This is a genomic window from Pseudomonas sp. SCB32 (genome assembly GCF_009189165.1).
Classification (GTDB): Bacteria; Pseudomonadota; Gammaproteobacteria; order Pseudomonadales; family Pseudomonadaceae; genus Pseudomonas.
The window spans coordinates 3,008,334-3,023,872 of record NZ_CP045118.1 but is presented as its reverse complement, the minus strand read 5'-3'; the positions used below and the strand labels follow the sequence as shown (position 1 = coordinate 3,023,872).

Annotated in this window: 11 protein-coding genes and 1 pseudogene; all 12 read right to left on the bottom strand. The window is 61.1% G+C overall.

The genetic code is table 11. The annotated features are described in order from the left end of the window. Positions 1 to 13: 13 nt before the first annotated feature. Positions 14 to 1,600, bottom strand: coding sequence for a type VI secretion system protein TssA (tssA, locus tag GA645_RS14105; RefSeq protein WP_152223643.1), 1,587 nt, complete (start codon positions 1,598 to 1,600; stop codon positions 14 to 16). A gap of 38 nt (positions 1,601 to 1,638) precedes the next feature. Further along, the gene (locus tag GA645_RS14100; protein ID WP_152223642.1) at positions 1,639 to 2,145 is read right to left on the bottom strand and encodes a contractile injection system protein, VgrG/Pvc8 family; all 507 of its coding nucleotides are present in this window, start codon (positions 2,143 to 2,145) and stop codon (positions 1,639 to 1,641) included. A 1,065-nt stretch (positions 2,146 to 3,210) separates the two neighbouring features. Continuing rightward, the gene (locus GA645_RS14095) at positions 3,211 to 3,696 is read right to left on the bottom strand and encodes a hypothetical protein (protein ID WP_256676151.1); all 486 of its coding nucleotides are present in this window, start codon (positions 3,694 to 3,696) and stop codon (positions 3,211 to 3,213) included. A gap of 115 nt (positions 3,697 to 3,811) precedes the next feature. Next, positions 3,812 to 3,963, bottom strand: a pseudogene (locus tag GA645_RS29045) (IS21 family transposase); the annotation flags it as partial. A 64-nt stretch (positions 3,964 to 4,027) separates the two neighbouring features. Next, the gene (locus tag GA645_RS14090) at positions 4,028 to 7,411 is read right to left on the bottom strand and encodes an ImcF-related family protein (protein WP_152223641.1); all 3,384 of its coding nucleotides are present in this window, start codon (positions 7,409 to 7,411) and stop codon (positions 4,028 to 4,030) included. Continuing rightward, on the bottom strand, positions 7,401 to 8,534 hold the full coding sequence (locus tag GA645_RS14085) for a hypothetical protein (protein WP_256676150.1): 1,134 nt from the start codon (positions 8,532 to 8,534) through the stop codon (positions 7,401 to 7,403). Before GA645_RS14085 ends, GA645_RS14090 begins: the two co-directional genes overlap by 11 nt. Further along, complete coding sequence (locus tag GA645_RS14080) at positions 8,531 to 8,794, bottom strand: PAAR domain-containing protein (protein WP_152223640.1); 264 nt, start codon at positions 8,792 to 8,794, stop codon at positions 8,531 to 8,533. The genes GA645_RS14085 and GA645_RS14080 overlap by 4 nt, the downstream gene beginning before the upstream one ends. Beyond that, positions 8,794 to 11,169 (bottom strand): DUF2235 domain-containing protein, encoded by a 2,376-nt coding sequence (locus GA645_RS14075; RefSeq protein WP_152223639.1) that lies wholly within the window; start codon positions 11,167 to 11,169, stop codon positions 8,794 to 8,796. Before GA645_RS14075 ends, GA645_RS14080 begins: the two co-directional genes overlap by 1 nt. Continuing rightward, positions 11,157 to 11,681 (bottom strand): DUF3304 domain-containing protein, encoded by a 525-nt coding sequence (locus GA645_RS14070; RefSeq protein WP_372239792.1) that lies wholly within the window; start codon positions 11,679 to 11,681, stop codon positions 11,157 to 11,159. Before GA645_RS14070 ends, GA645_RS14075 begins: the two co-directional genes overlap by 13 nt. Positions 11,682 to 11,769: 88 nt before the next feature. Next, positions 11,770 to 12,297 (bottom strand): DUF3304 domain-containing protein, encoded by a 528-nt coding sequence (locus GA645_RS14065; protein WP_152223638.1) that lies wholly within the window; start codon positions 12,295 to 12,297, stop codon positions 11,770 to 11,772. Between the two features lie 46 nt (positions 12,298 to 12,343). Continuing rightward, positions 12,344 to 13,129 (bottom strand): DUF4123 domain-containing protein, encoded by a 786-nt coding sequence (locus tag GA645_RS14060; protein ID WP_152223637.1) that lies wholly within the window; start codon positions 13,127 to 13,129, stop codon positions 12,344 to 12,346. A gap of 15 nt (positions 13,130 to 13,144) precedes the next feature. Continuing rightward, entirely contained in the window at positions 13,145 to 15,538 is a 2,394-nt protein-coding gene (locus tag GA645_RS14055) for a type VI secretion system Vgr family protein (protein WP_152223636.1), read from the bottom strand. Position 15,539: the final 1 nt, after the last annotated feature.

Genomic DNA, 15,539 nt, shown 5'->3' with positions numbered 1-15,539 from the left:
TCCGCGAAGTCGCTCAGCCGCACAGCACGGCCGAGCGAACAGGGTCGATCGCGACCAGGGCGGCCAGCAGGCCTTCCATGCGTCGCGCCAGGGTGGTCTTGTCGGCATCGCTGCGCTGGGATTTCTGCCGCAACAGCTTGAGCAGGCGCGCCTTGACCTCGAAGCCCAGCCCCGGCTCCCAGGCACTCAGGCCCTGCTGCTGCGCAACGGCATCCAGCTCGCTCAGCAGGTGGATCGCCAGGTCGCTCTTGCCATACTGCTCGGCCACCCGCGCCATCAGCAGGCGCAGCAGCCAACGCTGCCGCCCGGTCGTCGCATCCGGGCGCGCGGCCAGCCAGGCCAGGGCGGCCTCGACCCCATCGCTGTCAGCCTGGGCCAGGGCTTCGCTTTCCAGAGCCAGAACGTCGTCCACCACGGCAGTGGTCGTGACGGCAGTAGACATCCATTGAGCCGGCTTATTGCCACTCACCTGCTGGATGATCCATTCGCGCGTAGGCTCATCGGCGAAGGGCGTGCCATCGCTCCAGCGCAACTGTTCGATGCCCGGCAGGCGTTCAAGGAACATGCCCAGGTCGCGCTTGATGATGTCCGCCCAGCCCTCATAGGGAACGCCCAGCTTGCTCAGGCTCTGGCAGAGGTACCACTGCAGGTCCAGCCAGAAGTGGTTCACCCCTTCGGCATACATGCGCTCCACTTGGTCCAGCAATTCGGTCCAACTCTGCTGCAGGTATAGGCGCTTTAGTTGCGCTCGGTACTCCGTGCGTGGAGGTACCAGGCGGGTATGACCGTTGGCCTCCTGCGGTGGCGATTGATGCACCGTGTCCCAGCGAAGGCTGGTCAACAGGCGATGGGCGGCCAACCAACCCTGGGGCTGATCACGCAAATAGCTGGCCAGGGCCTTACCGCTGTCCAGCAGGTCACGGCCGGACTTGATCGCCGACAGCACCGGCGCCGCCGAGTGTGGCGTGGGTTCGGTGTGCGCCGCGCTATTTTGCGGAACCAGCGCATTCACGCCGCCCGATTGGGTGAGGCGAGCAGCCAGTGCCGAATACAGCGATCCTAGGGCTGGACGGTTGATTTCCGGCCAACTGGAAAAGATCTGTTCCAACCAGGCCAGCGCAGCCACTGTGCGCTGCGCCTCCGCCTTGACCACCTCGGGGAACAGCGACAGGCTGTCCAGTACCTTGCCGCTGGCCACCCATTCCAGGGCCATGCGCCGGCTGTTCGGGCGCTCCGGCAACACCTGTTCGCCGAATCGTTCGAGCAGTGCCGCCAGCAACTCCAGACCATCGGCGAGACCCGCCTCACCATCGCGTTGCGTACGCGCCCAGAGGTAATAGGTGGCAATGCGCAAATCCTTGCAGCGCTGTTTGAGCAGTTGCTCCGCCAGCCCGATGACTCGCTCCACATCCGCACCGGAGAGCTTATTGACCTCCTCGCGCATGAACTGGAAGTCATCGTCATAGCCGGGGTCCTCCCCCGCCAGCGCATCGGCACTGATCGCGGCCAACCAAGGATCCCAGGCCGTCGCCTGGGTCTGCGCCAATGCCACAGCGTCCTGCCCCTCCAGGCAAGTCGAAATCAAGCCTTTCAAACTCATTGGTACGCCCTATGTCCTTTCATTGCTTCCCTGCAAAATCACGTGGCTTGTGCGTTTGGTCTCGATGCCAAGCTGCAGACCCAGCCTTGGTTAGGCTCATGTGGTGGCAGACTGGGCACCAAGTCCCTGAGCGCACTGGGATATAGATCGCACGCCAGGTAGATGTGGAACTGGCAGCCGTTATCGAGCAGGGTCAGGCGCGGTTCGAGGGTTAGCTCGTACTGTGCCTCGTCACGCGATGCCGACAGGCGTTTGAATCCGGTGGTCACGCCGTGCGGCGTGCACAGCGGTGGTACCACGGGTGGTGTGTAACCACGAAGGGTGAACTCAGGAGGCGCCTCGCGAAGGTTGAAGATGCCATCCTTGCCGCGCAGGCTCTCAGCAGGAATATTCAATTGAGGACTGGTGACTTCGATGCCATAGCGGAAGGTTTCGCTTAGCTCCTCGTGGCCCTCGAAGGCCAATACATCCAATTGCGCATCGAGGCCATCGACACGGAGGGAGTGCCAGCTATGGTCGAAAAGCGTGCGGAGCTGGTTAAGCATGCGAGTGGGTCTCCCTGACTCCTCTGTACCTAGGCATCCATTGCGCTATTCGCTGCAAAGCACGGGTGGCTGGCTCAACTATCGAGTGCGTACCGGATTTAGCTGCGGCAGGACATAGCGGTCCTCTTCGCCAGGCCCTACGCGACTACCGGCGCGAATCTCAGGTGAGATGGATTAATGAAAAATCCCTCCTGCCTCGTCTTTAAACGATGCAGGAGGGCTAGTTCACTCACAGAGAGCAGTCCCTTGGCGAGGAGAAGGAGGGACTGCCCGATCACGCTACAGAAAGGCTATACGCCCGCGCTATCAGGCATTTCCGTAATACGTGCGAAGGTTTTCTGGGCTGCTCGTAAGCAGTTTCCGGTCAACTTGATAGAAGGCCGCGTTGAGTAGGCGGCACGGCATCCAATCAGAATGGGTATTCGCGCTCCGACACAGGCAGCAACGAAACCAGCGCAGGGACAGCGGTAGCTCAACGCACCGGGAGGCGGGATTGCAAGTGCTCAGCCGGCTGATCAAGGCCGGGGATCGAATGAGAAACAAAAAAGCCCTCTTACACCGGACGAGCGGGTGGTGTAAGAGGCTTCACTCAGCTTTGCAGACTACAGGTCCTAATCCGTGGTCCTGTCATGAGACGATATCGAATGCTAGCTGTGCGGCAGAATACGAAAATTCCCAAGAGAGCCAAGGCGCTTTCCGAAGATCGGTCTGGCGTCGCTACGTCCTCCTGGCATGCGCGTCACACTTTGCGGGCCCGCCAGATCGACCACTCCACGATCAGGAATGCTGCCAGCCCACCCGATCATCCAGAAACCAGAGGGAACGGATAACCTGGAAGCATCTTTAAAGATGGCTGCATGGGCACTTACGCAGGCGTAGCCTCGACCTCTATCACCCGGAAACGATCACCGTCCTGACGCACAAAGTAGCCGGCTCGGATTATCCCTAACAGGGTATCGCCAGCCATCACCCTCCAAGCCGTCAACGTGATTACCTTTCCGCTCCTTGATGCTTTGACGAATCCATCCCGAATCAGGAGCCAGAATCCGGGCCAACTGATTCGGCTCAGCCACAGGCGGCGTCGCGTCGCGGATCCCCCGGCACCTGGTAGTCTCGGAGCTCGGTCACGGACGAGCGAATCGGCTGCGCGTCTTCGCTGTGATAAAGCACCAAGCTGCTGGTAACTTCACGCAGTTGCGCAAGGGACAACGGCTTGTCCAGTACCTGCAGCAGCGGCACGCGATTTTTCCACGCCCACTGGTACAGGCCAGTCTTCTCCTCGACGCTATAGTTCCCGGCCAGCACGAACTGGCGGAAGGCGTTGCTCTGGCTGAGGATTTTCAGGCTCATCAGCTCGCTGGCGCCGGGTGCGAAGTCATCATGAATGAGCAGGCTGTAGCGCTGCTGGCTGGAGAGCGCCTTGCGCACCTCGTCTAGGTCCTGACAAAGGCTTAGGTGATAGAACTCCAGGCGATTCAACAGCACGCTGTAGTCCAGCAAGCGGCCCGGATGCGAACACAGCACCATGGCTCGACGCGAAATGGCAGTCATATCGTTGGCCCTCTCGGAGGTTTCGACAGGGCCAATCTAACGGCGTTCTGAAAGTGTTCTTATCAGACAGGTCTGATATGTACGTAGCCAATGGACTACTACACAAGCGGAAAGCCCTTCCTCGTCGCATCAATACCACCACGCCATCTTGCTCAGCCGAATCGCGGTAGCTGGGGGGACATCCGACTCGTGGCGATGACTCTTGCCCACTTCGCTGCGTAAGTTGTCCGGCGCCACAATCTCTGGCACTACACCGAGAAAGAGAAATAACGCGCGTACCAATCTCGGAGCGGGTGCGTCTGATACTTGGCCACTCGGTATGGAGGCTGGCCTATTCCCATGAGTCGGCCACGGCGTAGGGAGCCGCTTGCCCTCCCCTCACATCGAAGATATTTGCTGGTAGCTTGAAACCCCGCAGCTGCAGCAAAGCCAGCGGGCCGTTGCCCAACTCGGTGCGCATCTGCCAAGTCAAAGGCAGCTTATCCGGCGCGGTCAGCACTAGTTCAAAGCGCGTGTTGCTGTCGTCCAGAGTGGTGACCTTGGCCTGTTCGAGCAGGCGGATCAGGCCCCAGGTGCCGGAGTAGTCGCCGAACAGTCGTGCCCCAGCCTTGATGCTGGTCCAGCTCAGCGAGGCGCCCGGATGGTCAGTACCACCCGGCCAGGTGAAGTGCTGCCAACTCTCCATTTGGTTGAAGTACTCCAGGGGCACGCCGTCGAGGATGAGGGTCGTCTCCACCACATTGCGCACGGGCTTGGCCTGGAGCTGGAAGGTCATCCCCATGCCGCCATCGGTGTAGAGGATGTCCGCCAGCTCACCCAGTTGATTGACCGCCTTGAGGAACTGTGGATTGAAGTGCAGCCCCTGAGTATTGGCGCTGTCCGGTACCCAACGGTTGCCCTCCTTGTGCAGTACGCCGCTCAGTTGGGTACTGATGAACTGATCAATCCGCCCGCTCTCGGCCCGTATCATCTGACCCAGCATCGGCAGCGAGGCGTCGCTGCCGGTGGCGGCGAACGGATAGCGACCATTGAAGGCCTGATTCCAGTTGGTCACGACCGCCCGCTGCCACTGGCGGTTTAGGCTCTGCGAGGAAGGCTGCAGCACGCCCTCCCACGCTTGGCTGAGCGGTTGCACGAAGATGTTCTGACCAAAGCCGCTCCACTCCGCCCCCAGGCTGGCGGCGATCAGGTCGCCATAGTCGAGGGTGTCGGTGAGGTCGATGCTCTTACCCTGGAACACCGTCTGCGCCAACGCCTGGGTGGCAACCTGCGGATCGCTGGCATTGGTGACCTGCTGGAGCTTCAGGCGCACGCGGGTCACGCGGGTGAGGAAGGCTTGCAGACTCAGACTGTCGTCGCCGTTCGCGGCCGCGCCCTTGTCCTTGCCGAGCAGGGCTAGCAGTGGACCGAAGGTGCTGTCCAGCGGGCCACGCGGTTCAGCCGACTTCTGATCGATCGCCGGCTGCTTGTCCTTCTCCAGCAATTGCTGCGCCGACTTCATCAGCGAGTCGGCCAGCGCCTCGCCCTTGACCTCGGTCTTGCCCTGGTAGGCCAGGGTATTCATCAGCGCGATCAGCGGCGATTGGCGCACGTCGCTGAGCAGGGTGAGCTGGCTGATGGCATCGGACAGGTTGCTCGCCTGGCGCCAGCGGATGCTGTTGAGGAACGCCAGCCACGCGCCGCTGAAGTCCTGGAAGTAGAGCTCGGTCAACTGGGCCTTGAGTACCTCGGGCTTCAGTTCTCTGTCGATGCTGCTCTGCTGATCGCTCAACACCCAGTCGATTTCCTCGCGGCGTGCCTCGGCCACCTCATCGATCGCCTTGCGCACCTGCCCCTCCCAGGCCTGACGGGTGAACACTCCCGGCACCGTATTGGGGGTATCGAACAGGCTCGATGCGTCGGTCTCGCCGACCATTTCCATCAGGCTCATCGCCGCGTAGTTGTTGCCCGCCTGGTCGAGCACCTGCTGGTACAGGTTAGCCACTCCATTGCGCTGGCCCAACTGCCCCAGCAGCACCTGCCGAGCCTGGGCCACCAGCGCCGGTTGGGCAGTGATGCGCCACTCGGGGTGCGCCGCCAGGTGCTGCGCGTAGAAGGCCCACAGGTTGGGCGACACGCCTTGCCACAGGCCCGGTGCCACGCCGGGACGAGCGGGTTCTGATTCTGTCAGCACCTTAGTCAGGAAGGCTGCATCGGCCTTTTCCGGCCGCGCCATCATCAGGTAGGCCTTAAGCTGGGCATGGGCCTCTTCCGCACGCGACGCACGCTCGGGGCTGTCCGCCGGCAAGGCGGCGAGCTCCGTCAGCTGCTGCTCCAGGTGCTTCGCCGCCACGTCACGCATCAGGCGATTGTTGGCCTGGGCGTAACGTGGCCACAGCGAGGCCAGCAAGGCATCGTTCTGACTCATTCCAAAGCGCTGGTACCAGGGCACACCATGCGCGCGCCGGTAGTCCAGGCGGGCAATCTCACGGGCCAGTTCGCTCAGGGCGGTGAGTTGCGCATCCGGGTTACCGGGCTGGCCGATGGTGGCTAGCGCTGTTTCCACGGTAGCGATCTGCGCGCGGTTGCTGGCGAACGACAGCAGCACGGCCAGGGCACAGAGGCCGGCGAGGCAGAGCGCGGCGACGCGTGCGCCGCGCAACCAAGTCCAGCCCAAGCTACCGGCCCGCACTTGGCGATCCTCGCGTATGAAGTCCCAGTCCGCCGATGGCCACCAACTGTTCTTCCGCGTGGACTCGGCGGCAGGCTTCCGCGGCGCGCCAAACAGCAGGCCACGCAAGGGCACGCCTCGGGCGAAGCTCGGCAGCAAGGGCATTAGAGCATCACGCCATTGGGTGATACCGTTGAATTCCAGGTCGCGGGCCAGGCGCAGCAGAAAATCATGGGAGCGCGACTGGTTTAACTGCTCCAGTCCCCGCTCGCGCAAGGGCATTACCAACTGGCGCAGCGTGCTTTCGATGTGCTGCGCGGTGACGGGCGAGGGCAACAGGCAACCCGCCGACTGACTGACGCGCCCTACCTGCTCCCATGAGCTGCGGCGCACCTGCCAGAGGTAGAGCGGTGCCCGCCAGCGCAGCGTACGGGCCATGCCCTGAAGGTGGCGCACGCCACCGACAAGCTGCTCCACATTGCCGGCCTGTTCCCCTGTCATGGCCCAGACGATACCATCCAGCGGACGTCGCCAGGACAATTGGCGCAGGCTATTCGGCCATGGGCTTTCCCACTCGCCCTTCAGACTGCCGCCCCACAACAGCAGCGTGCCCTGCCCTTCCTGCCATTGGGCGTTGGCCAGCCCCGGCGCCACGGCATCGATCTCGTCCGGCTCGCCGACCACCAGCAGCACGCGGACGTGCCGGCGCCAGAAGAAGCCAAAGGCATCGCGCAGATGCTCGCGCACCCCCAATGCCTGGTCCGCCTTGGACGACGTGGACGCCGCCTCTTCCTCCGGTTCCGCGTCACCGGTCTCCTGCACGGCCTGCCCGACCGCCAAGGCTTTCCAGGCCTTCAGATAGACAGGGCAGAACAGACAGAGCACCAGCCAGATTCCCAGCCCACGCAGCAGCAACACCTTCAACGGCAGTTTGGGCAACTCCAGCCAGTCGCCAAACAGGAAGTACAGCAGCCCGCCCAACACCACCAGCAGCGCCACCACCAGGCAATACACCAACCCTGCACCGAAAGCCGAACGCAGGCTGCTCGCCCTATCAACCACCATTAGAAACCACCACGCCCATTGCCAAACGCCCCGCGTCATCCTTGCCCATCCATCCACAGGGCTCGCCGCTTTGCTCTGCCTGCAGCGCCGCCAGCGACATCCCCACGAACGGCGCCAACTCGCCCAACGCCCCCCAGTACTCAGCCAATTGATGCTGACCCACCGTCCAGCCGCCTTCGACGAAGGCGTCCTGGCTCCCGGCATCCAGCGCCAGGCAATCCTCCGGCGCCTTGGCCAACCCGACGTAGCGCTGCATCTGCGAACACAGCTCGCCGGCAGTTTCGCCGTTCTCCGGCAGCAGGTATTCGCCCCGGTGCAGTCGCAGCGAGTCTTTGCGGCCCACTACCCAGAGGAAGCCCGCCTCTCCGGGCACTTCCCCTTCGTCGGCCTGCTCCCGCGAAACCACGCCGGCGCACAGCAAGCCGTCAGTCTCACCGGGGCACACCTTGGGCAAGGCATCGATCAACGCATCCAGGTCCTTCAGTGTGCGCAATGTGAAGCGTGCAGCAGGCAGGCTCAGCCCGCCGGCCTCGAGCGCTGCGACAAAGGCGGCCTCACCGCTCGCCTCGCCCACCCAGGCCAGGCCACACAGCGATGGCCAACGCTCGGCCCGCTCGGGCAAGGCCAGCGCCAAGCGCGCGAGGTGCCGAGCCAACAGTGGTACCCGTGCACCCGGTATCCCTCGCGATAGCTGGCAGCGCAATAGCGGCACGTCGGCATTGGCGGGCAACTCTGGCTCAGGCAGTTGCGCCCCCTCCATGAGGTTCCGGTACTGCGCCTGTACATCGCCCACCGGCCCCAGCAACAACAGCTCGTGCACCGGCAGCGTCCGAGCTCGCTTGCGCCACCAACGCTGTTCAGCGACCTGGATCGTCTGGCGGTAAGCGTCCCAGTTCATCAGCCCGATCCGCCATACCAAGGCGCGTATCGACAGCACCAGCCCCCAGGACAACGGCAACACCGCACTGTACAGCCACAACTCCAGGCGCGGCCGGCCTTCGGGCCACAGCGTCAGCAACAACCCGGACTGCGCGCCCCACAGCAGCAACAGGGCCAGCCACCAGCGCCGCCATTTCGGCTCGCCGGGCTCCACATAGTCCCGGTACTGCGGCGGCCGATTCATGGTTTGACGATCATCTTGCTGCCCGGCAACGTGCTCAGCACCTGGCAGCCGCAGGCGCAACGGTAGCCATCCAGCGCCACCGCCTTGCCACGCACCGTGGAGAGCGAACCGCCCTCGACGATCTGCGTCATGCCGTGCTTCTTGCAGCGGGCCCGGCCGCCGACGAAGGCCACCGGTTTACCGAAGGCCAGGTAGTGGCCGTCCAGCACCTCTCCCCCAAACGGGCGCAGCGGGTCGCCCTGACGGACCAGCGGCAACATCAGGCCACCCCCTTGTCGAGCTCGAACAGGTTGCCTGACTCACGCAGCATGGCGGTGGTGCGGTCCAGCCGCGACAGGTAGTCCTCCTGGCCGATCTGCTGCTTGAGTGCGCTGGCCACCGCGCCGATATGCGTGGTGGGTTGGAGCAGGTCCGCCGCGCCAGGCACGAAGGGCACCACGGCGCCGGTGGCCACGTCGATCACCTGGTAGGCTACCCCTGCAAGCAATACCCCTCCCGCCGCGCCCAACAAGCCGCCTGCTGCGCCCTTGAGTACATTGCCGCGCATCAGGCGAATGCCATACACCGTGGCGCCGGCAATCATCACTACGCCCAGAATCCGCCCGGCGATCATTACCGGCGTCAGCGCGGCGCTGTTGTCGTTGCCGAAGTAGATCATCCGGTAGAAGAAGTACCCGGCCCATAGTTCGCGGGTCTTCATCGCGTCGTACATGAACCAGGCGCGTGAGTCGTGGATCTGGTCATCGAACAGCGCCACCAGCAGGGCCAGGGTCGGATCATCGCTGGGCGTGCCCCGGTTATCGCGGAAGAGCCGTTGGCTGCGCGCTTTCCCCACGGCCTTCAGCGTCTCGCGGGCCTTGCGTTCATCATCTTCATTGAGCAGGTACGCGGTATCCCGCAACACCACATCCAGTAGCGTCCCCTGCCAACTGGTCTGCTCGCGCTTGAGGTCGTAGTAGTCCGCCTTGAATTCTGCGGCGGCCTGGCTGATCTGGGTATGATCGAGCACCGGCTCGTAGATGGGCGGGCCGGGGTAGTTCACCGCTTCGGCCGGTTTCTGCAACCGATAACCTTCGGCAGTTTTTTTCTGCGTTTCGTTTTCCTTGCGGTCCACACTCTCCTTGTACCGATCATCCTCTCGAGCTTCCTTGAAGAAGTCTTGGTCCTTGTAGCTGTCCTTGTCGCCACCCTCGTCATTGGCATAACGGCCGATACGCCAACCGGTGATCCATCCCAACTGATCGGCTAGCACCGCCTCTACCGTTTGGCCCAGCGGGACCGGTTTGTACTCCCAGGGCTTCTGGTTCTTGGATACCTCTGAGGTCACGCCCTGCAGGGTTGCGATACGCCAGGCGTTGAAGCGCTCGACAACCAGAGGACTGATATCGAATTCCTTTTGAGTGGCAAGGTCCATCTGCCGCCAAGGCTGCGTCGATAGCAAGTAAGCGGGCATCGAAGATTTAGGTACCTGCAAAGGAGCTCCAGCCGCAAAAGCCTCTGCATAAATATCGTGCAAGGCCACCTGGGAAATCAGTTCGTGAGTCCCACCGCGAGCCTTGCCCTGGTCATTTTTCGGATATCCACCGCCCACATCAGAGTGCACACCGGGATAGACCACCTCGAAACTCTTGGCGGGGTACTTGCCCTTCTCGTCGCGGATTGAATCCAACGGGAAGCACGAGCGCTGCTCGAACGCCGCCACGAAGTGACGACATTGCTTGACGAACAGCGGGTATTTCTCCGCGCAGGGCAGCAATTGGGTATTGTCCGCCCAATCCATATGCCCAGCGAAGAAAGGTGCGGCATGGGCAATACCCACCGACGCCACGGTATCCAGCAGGCCCAGAAACTCCACGCTCACCGGCAGTCCAATCAGGCTCTGCTCCGGCAGATCCTTGCCCTTGGGCGTTTCGAACAACTCACTCAGCCAGGTGACAAAGGCGCGTGCCTCCGCCGCCCCGCGTGAGAAGCCGTAGACATAGAGTTTGACCCCAAGCACGCGCGGCTTGGCTTTCTCGATTTTGGCGCGCAAGCCCTCTAAAAGGCTGTTCATCACGCTGCGCCGCCTGCCCCCTCCCAGTACGATCATGCCTGGTGGGAAGCCCGGCGTACCCATGGCTTCGACTTTGGTTTTAGCTACCGCGTCATCGATGCCCTGCTTGTCATTCAGGGCATAGGACAAAGCGCTGGCCAACTGCACAAGGGCCCAGTTGATTCGGCCTTCACCTCCGGTCGCGTACTTCAAACCCTCCTCGCTGTAATCGAATTCGCCAATTTCAGGGAAGGCTGTGCCAACGCCCGGCATGTAATAGGAGAAGTATCCTCTGTCCTGTGCTTTAGACCCTCTCAGCGATGCATGGAAAAGCTTGGCGATATTGGTCGGATGCCCTTCCGCCGTGTCATTCTTGTTATTGTTGTTGGTGCCATCGAAGAAGAAACTAATATGGAGGCTGCGACAGCAGTCCGAATGCTGTTTTTGCCCGCCTTCATTACATTGCTGTCTGTACAGCTTCTCCTCAAGGCACTGCTTGTCGTAATTATCAGAAACATAGCATGGATCACTTGGCAGACGTCCAGACGGAGGAAACGCAGGAGCCCCCCAGACTTTTTCCTTATCCTGACTCACTTCGGACATACTGTGGGCTCCTTCATGTCCAGAGGCTCCTTAATTGGGTTGCTGGGTGATCCATACCCCCAACAGGAAGTCGTGACCTTGACTTTATTACATACTAAAAGGTGGACTTGAAGACCGCAGCGTTTGGTCCCCTCCCACATAGGGATATCAACGACTTCACTGTAGCGACGATAACCTTCCTCATGTTTAGCCATGAACGCTCTAAACTCATCAGTGCCCAGTGGAGGTGCGTCCGCGTAAGGATCAGGGTCGACTTCCCACTCAATTGTTGCCTTGAGTCCAGGCCGCCAAGTTGCAGGCATAACAATGCAGCAGGAAACACCTCCTCCGCCGTCCGCTTGATAGCCATTGACCTTCAACCAATTGATACCATGCAGTGTATGGTTCACCGTCTGGATATTTCCTGCTAAAGGCTCATCTTTACTGCTCGCAGTAGAACAGCCGGTCAGCGTAAGGCTGAGAATTCCAGTCAGCCAATGCAGTAACATATTTCCAACCCATCGTCTCTTCATTACACACTCCTTGGCATAACTGTGGACCTCAGAGGAAAATCACCTGACCCTCCAAGTGCTTTTGCTCTGTAGTCTTGGAATTCCTTGTTCACTTCGGGCATGTGGCAGGCTCCTTCATGTCTAGAGGTTCCTTGATGGGGTTGTTAGGTGATCCATATCCCCAGCATGAGGTCGTGACCTTGACTTTGTTGCAAACCAAAAAATGGACTGAAATACCGCAGCGCTTAGTTCCTTCCCACCTAGGAATTTCCACGGCCTCTGTATAATGCCTGTAGTTACTACGATGCTTCTCCATGGCAGCACGATAACCTTCGACATCCTTTGGCCACTTTGCATATCCATAAGGATCTGGATCAACTTCCCACTCTATAGCTGCCTTCAAACCTGGGCGCCAAGTTGCAGGCATAACAATGCAGCATGAAGTTCCGCCACCTCCGTCCGCTTGATAACCATTGACCTTTAACCAATTAATGCCATGCAGTGTATGGTTCACCGCTTGGATATTCCCCGCCAATGGCTCATCTTTACTGGCTGTTGTAGAGCAGCCGGTCAGCGTGATAGTCATGATTCCCCACAGCCAATTAAACTTAATTGCCTTGCTGGGAAATAATTTCATCGCGCCCCTATTTCTCCATGATTTTAAGGTCACCTTAGATTTGAGGTTAAGTGCTGACTTGCGAGGCCGAACTAGCGTCGGCAGTTACTCGCAGTTGCATTTGCGCATATTCCTTCAGGTCTCCCATGTAACCTTGATCGCTGGCTTGCAGCGCCAATCGATAGAGTCGCCCGAAGCAGCCTTCCTGGGTTGTGGCCAGGGTGTTGTAGTGGCCAGTGCCTAGCAGGGTTTGGGCATCGCTGATGCAGCCGAGCAGGTCGGCCTGCCGGTCATCCATCACCAGGACATCGGAAGGAGCGACTGTGCGGGTTTCCCGCAGGCAGGTGCCGGGCAGCCACTGCGCCTGCCCATCGCGGTCGAGCCAACCCCAGTAGCAAGCCAACTGCAGGAAGCCTGCGCGCTGCTCAGACGTGAGCACCGACGACACCAAAATGGGGAAGACGCGCGAGTCGTAGTATCGCAACAGGCACGATTGCCCTCCCCACTCGGCCTGCAGCAAGGCTCGTAGTGCTTCCCCGAGTGCTTCGAAGCCCAGAGGGGTGATCAGCACTATCAGGCGGGCGTCGGCGGCGCAGCTGGCGATGAGTTCCTCCAGCCAGGCCTTGTGCTGCCAAAGCGTCAGGTCAAGGCGCATCAGGATGGGCGCCTGGTCCAGGAGGTGCTCTTCCGGGGTGCCGTCAAACAGCGAGCACCAGCTGATGCCGGGCTGAATCTGGCCAAGCGCCTGGAGCACGGAGTGCTCCAGGCCGGTCTGGTCAAGGATCAAGTCGACCTGTTGGGTCTCAACGCTGGCGCAGACTTTTTCGATGTGTTGTAGCCAAAGTGCTGACATCTGTGCTCTCCCTGATCAACCTTCGCGCCGCACCAAGCCGGCGGCCCTTTCCTTTGCCAACTGCAAGCATTCCTTGCAGACGGACTGAGGCAGCTCGGGCAAGGGGAAGTCCTGGCTGGTCGGGTCTTCCCAGACGTGCCGGCCTTTGAGCAGCAGTTGGCCAGGGGAATGCACGTCGATGGCGCCGTCGGGCGTGATGCGGATGTAGCCGCCACCGCACGCCAGGGTGATGCCGTTCTTGGCGGTGAGCTGCAGGTGGCCCTGCACCGACTGCACGGTGATGTCCTGCTGGGCGATAACGTTAAGGATGTCGCCGTGAGATTCGATTTCCAGCGGACCGTTGCCTGACACGAGGCGCATGCCTTCGCGCTGAGCCAGTAGAGACATCGCCTGGTTGGACTGGAGAGCAATGCGCTGGGCGGCGCTGAGGTTGATCTCATCCTGACTCTGCAGGTACATGGACTGATTGCTGCCCAGCAGCAGGCTGGCCGGCGTGACCGCCGCTACCCCCTTAGGAGCGCTGACCACCACGGCGGGGCCTTGCAGGTTCTTGCTCTGCTGCAGCAGGTCATGCAGCCCTTCGCTGTTGGACTCCCGGCTGTGATGGGCCTGTGCAATGTCCTGCCACTGTTTGAGCTGGTAGGCAGCGGTCTCCATCAGGGTGACGGCCGGTTTCATGTCCAGCACTTGGCCTTGGGCCTTACCCTGTTGGTCGGCGCTGATGAACACACCTTTGCCTGCGCGTAGTGCGCCCCAGTCATCGGTACGCAGCTCGAAGCCTTCGCCGCGCTTATGCCGCTGGGCATCCACCAGATGGCCCAGGTTGAGCTGGCTCTTGCCGCTGTACTCGGTGGAAAGCTTGATGTGCTCCTGACCGCGAGTGTCATCCATCCGCAGCTTGTTGTTCGCTGGCGTGCGCAGGACGTTGCGTTTGTAGTTCTGGATCGTGACGTGATCAGGGTGCAGGCTGTCATGCAGCGCGTGGGCGATGAAGGGGCGGTCCGGGTCACCCTGCTCGAAGGCGATGGCCACCTCGGTGCTGGCCAGCAAGGGCAGGTGCAGGCCGTAGGTGTCGCCGGCATAGGAGCGCGCCAGGCGCAGCCACATGCTCTCTCGACCTGTAGGCCAGCTATCCCGATCGAAGAGGAAATTGACGCGATACCGTCCTTCGCCATCGATGTGGCTGTAGGGATCGTTCTGCTGCGAGCTGGTGACACGCGCGGGAACGGTGCCGGCGATACGCGGTTTGGGCGGGACCGGTGGCCGGAAGCTGATGGCATCAATGTCCGGGATTGCTTCGAAGCGAATTTCGTAGCTGCGGTCGCGAGCAGCCGCGCAGTGCAGACGAACAATCACGGCACCTTCGGCAAATGCAGCCGGGGCACCGCCTTCGACCACGAGTACCTGGCCGGGCGCCAGAGCAGCGCTGGTACTGGCCCCGAACAGCCGAGTCTGGTCGTTCAGGTAACGTTCGTGAGCGAGTTGCGCATAGAACACACCACATTCGGCGTGTCCCTCTTCATAGCCGCGCGCCTGAGGATCGCCTAGGACCTGATAAGGCTCGTCGGCATAGTGGTAGGCCTCGCCGTAGGTGGTAGTGGCACCGCGAGTCAGGTCAGCCTGGGCATCAAGGTTGGCACCGGCATCGCGCGAGTAGTAGGCACGGGCGCTAACCAGCTGTTGTACTACCTGGTGGTTGGCCTGCAGATCCCATACGGCATCCTGGCCGGTGCTTTCCAGGCCACTGAGAGGACGTAGCGGTAAACGTACATCGCGGTGGTAATGCATGGGCGAGTCATGAAACTGCGCCACATCAATTTTCAGTCGCTCGTCCATGCTGAAGCTGAACCAGATACCGCGTTCGGCACAGAGGCGTTTGATGTAGGCCAGGTCGCTTTCGCCGTACTGAAGCAACTGCTCGTGCTGGGCATAGGTCCGACCGAGATCGAGCAGGAAGTCCTGCCCTCGGAAGCCATGGCGCCGCAAAATCGTCTCGACGATTTCGGGCACGCTCTGGTTCTGGTAAATGCGGTACTGGCAGCCGTTATCGAGCAGGGCCAGACGTGGTTCAAGAGTCAGCTCATAACGCCCCTCATCCCTTGAAGCTGACAGTCTTTTGAATCCGGTTACCACGCCGTGAAGCGTGCGCAATGGTGTTGCAGTTGGCGGCGTGTAGCCGCGAATGGTCACCGCACTCGGCGCCTCGCGAAGACTGAAGGTTGCGTCTTTGCCAAGTACGCTGTTGGCGGGGATATCCAGCTCGGGACTGGTAAATTCAATGCTGTAGCGGAAGGTCTGGCTCAGCGCCTCCGTACCCTCGAAGGCCAGGACATCCTGTGCAGCAACAAGACCATCGACACTAAGGGTGTGCCGGCTATGGTCGAAAAAGGTGCGTAGCGTATTGAGCATC

Bases quoted from the DNA above. Each gene is read 5' to 3' on its own strand.
- tssA (WP_152223643.1), bottom strand. From the start codon at position 1,600: ATGAGTTTGAAAGGCTTGATTTCGACTTGCCTGGAGGGGCAGGACGCT.
- GA645_RS14090 (WP_152223641.1), bottom strand. From the start codon at position 7,411: ATGGTGGTTGATAGGGCGAGCAGCCTGCGTTCGGCTTTCGGTGCAGGG.
- GA645_RS14055 (WP_152223636.1), bottom strand. From the start codon at position 15,538: ATGCTCAATACGCTACGCACCTTTTTCGACCATAGCCGGCACACCCTT.
- GA645_RS14065 (WP_152223638.1), bottom strand. From the start codon at position 12,297: ATGAAATTATTTCCCAGCAAGGCAATTAAGTTTAATTGGCTGTGGGGA.
- GA645_RS14060 (WP_152223637.1), bottom strand. From the start codon at position 13,129: ATGTCAGCACTTTGGCTACAACACATCGAAAAAGTCTGCGCCAGCGTT.
- GA645_RS14080 (WP_152223640.1), bottom strand. From the start codon at position 8,794: ATGTTGCCGCTGGTCCGTCAGGGCGACCCGCTGCGCCCGTTTGGGGGA.
- GA645_RS14070 (WP_372239792.1), bottom strand. From the start codon at position 11,681: ATGAAGAGACGATGGGTTGGAAATATGTTACTGCATTGGCTGACTGGA.
- GA645_RS14075 (WP_152223639.1), bottom strand. From the start codon at position 11,169: ATGTCCGAAGTGAGTCAGGATAAGGAAAAAGTCTGGGGGGCTCCTGCG.
- GA645_RS14095 (WP_256676151.1), bottom strand. From the start codon at position 3,696: ATGACTGCCATTTCGCGTCGAGCCATGGTGCTGTGTTCGCATCCGGGC.
- GA645_RS14085 (WP_256676150.1), bottom strand. From the start codon at position 8,534: ATGAATCGGCCGCCGCAGTACCGGGACTATGTGGAGCCCGGCGAGCCG.
- GA645_RS14100 (WP_152223642.1), bottom strand. From the start codon at position 2,145: ATGCTTAACCAGCTCCGCACGCTTTTCGACCATAGCTGGCACTCCCTC.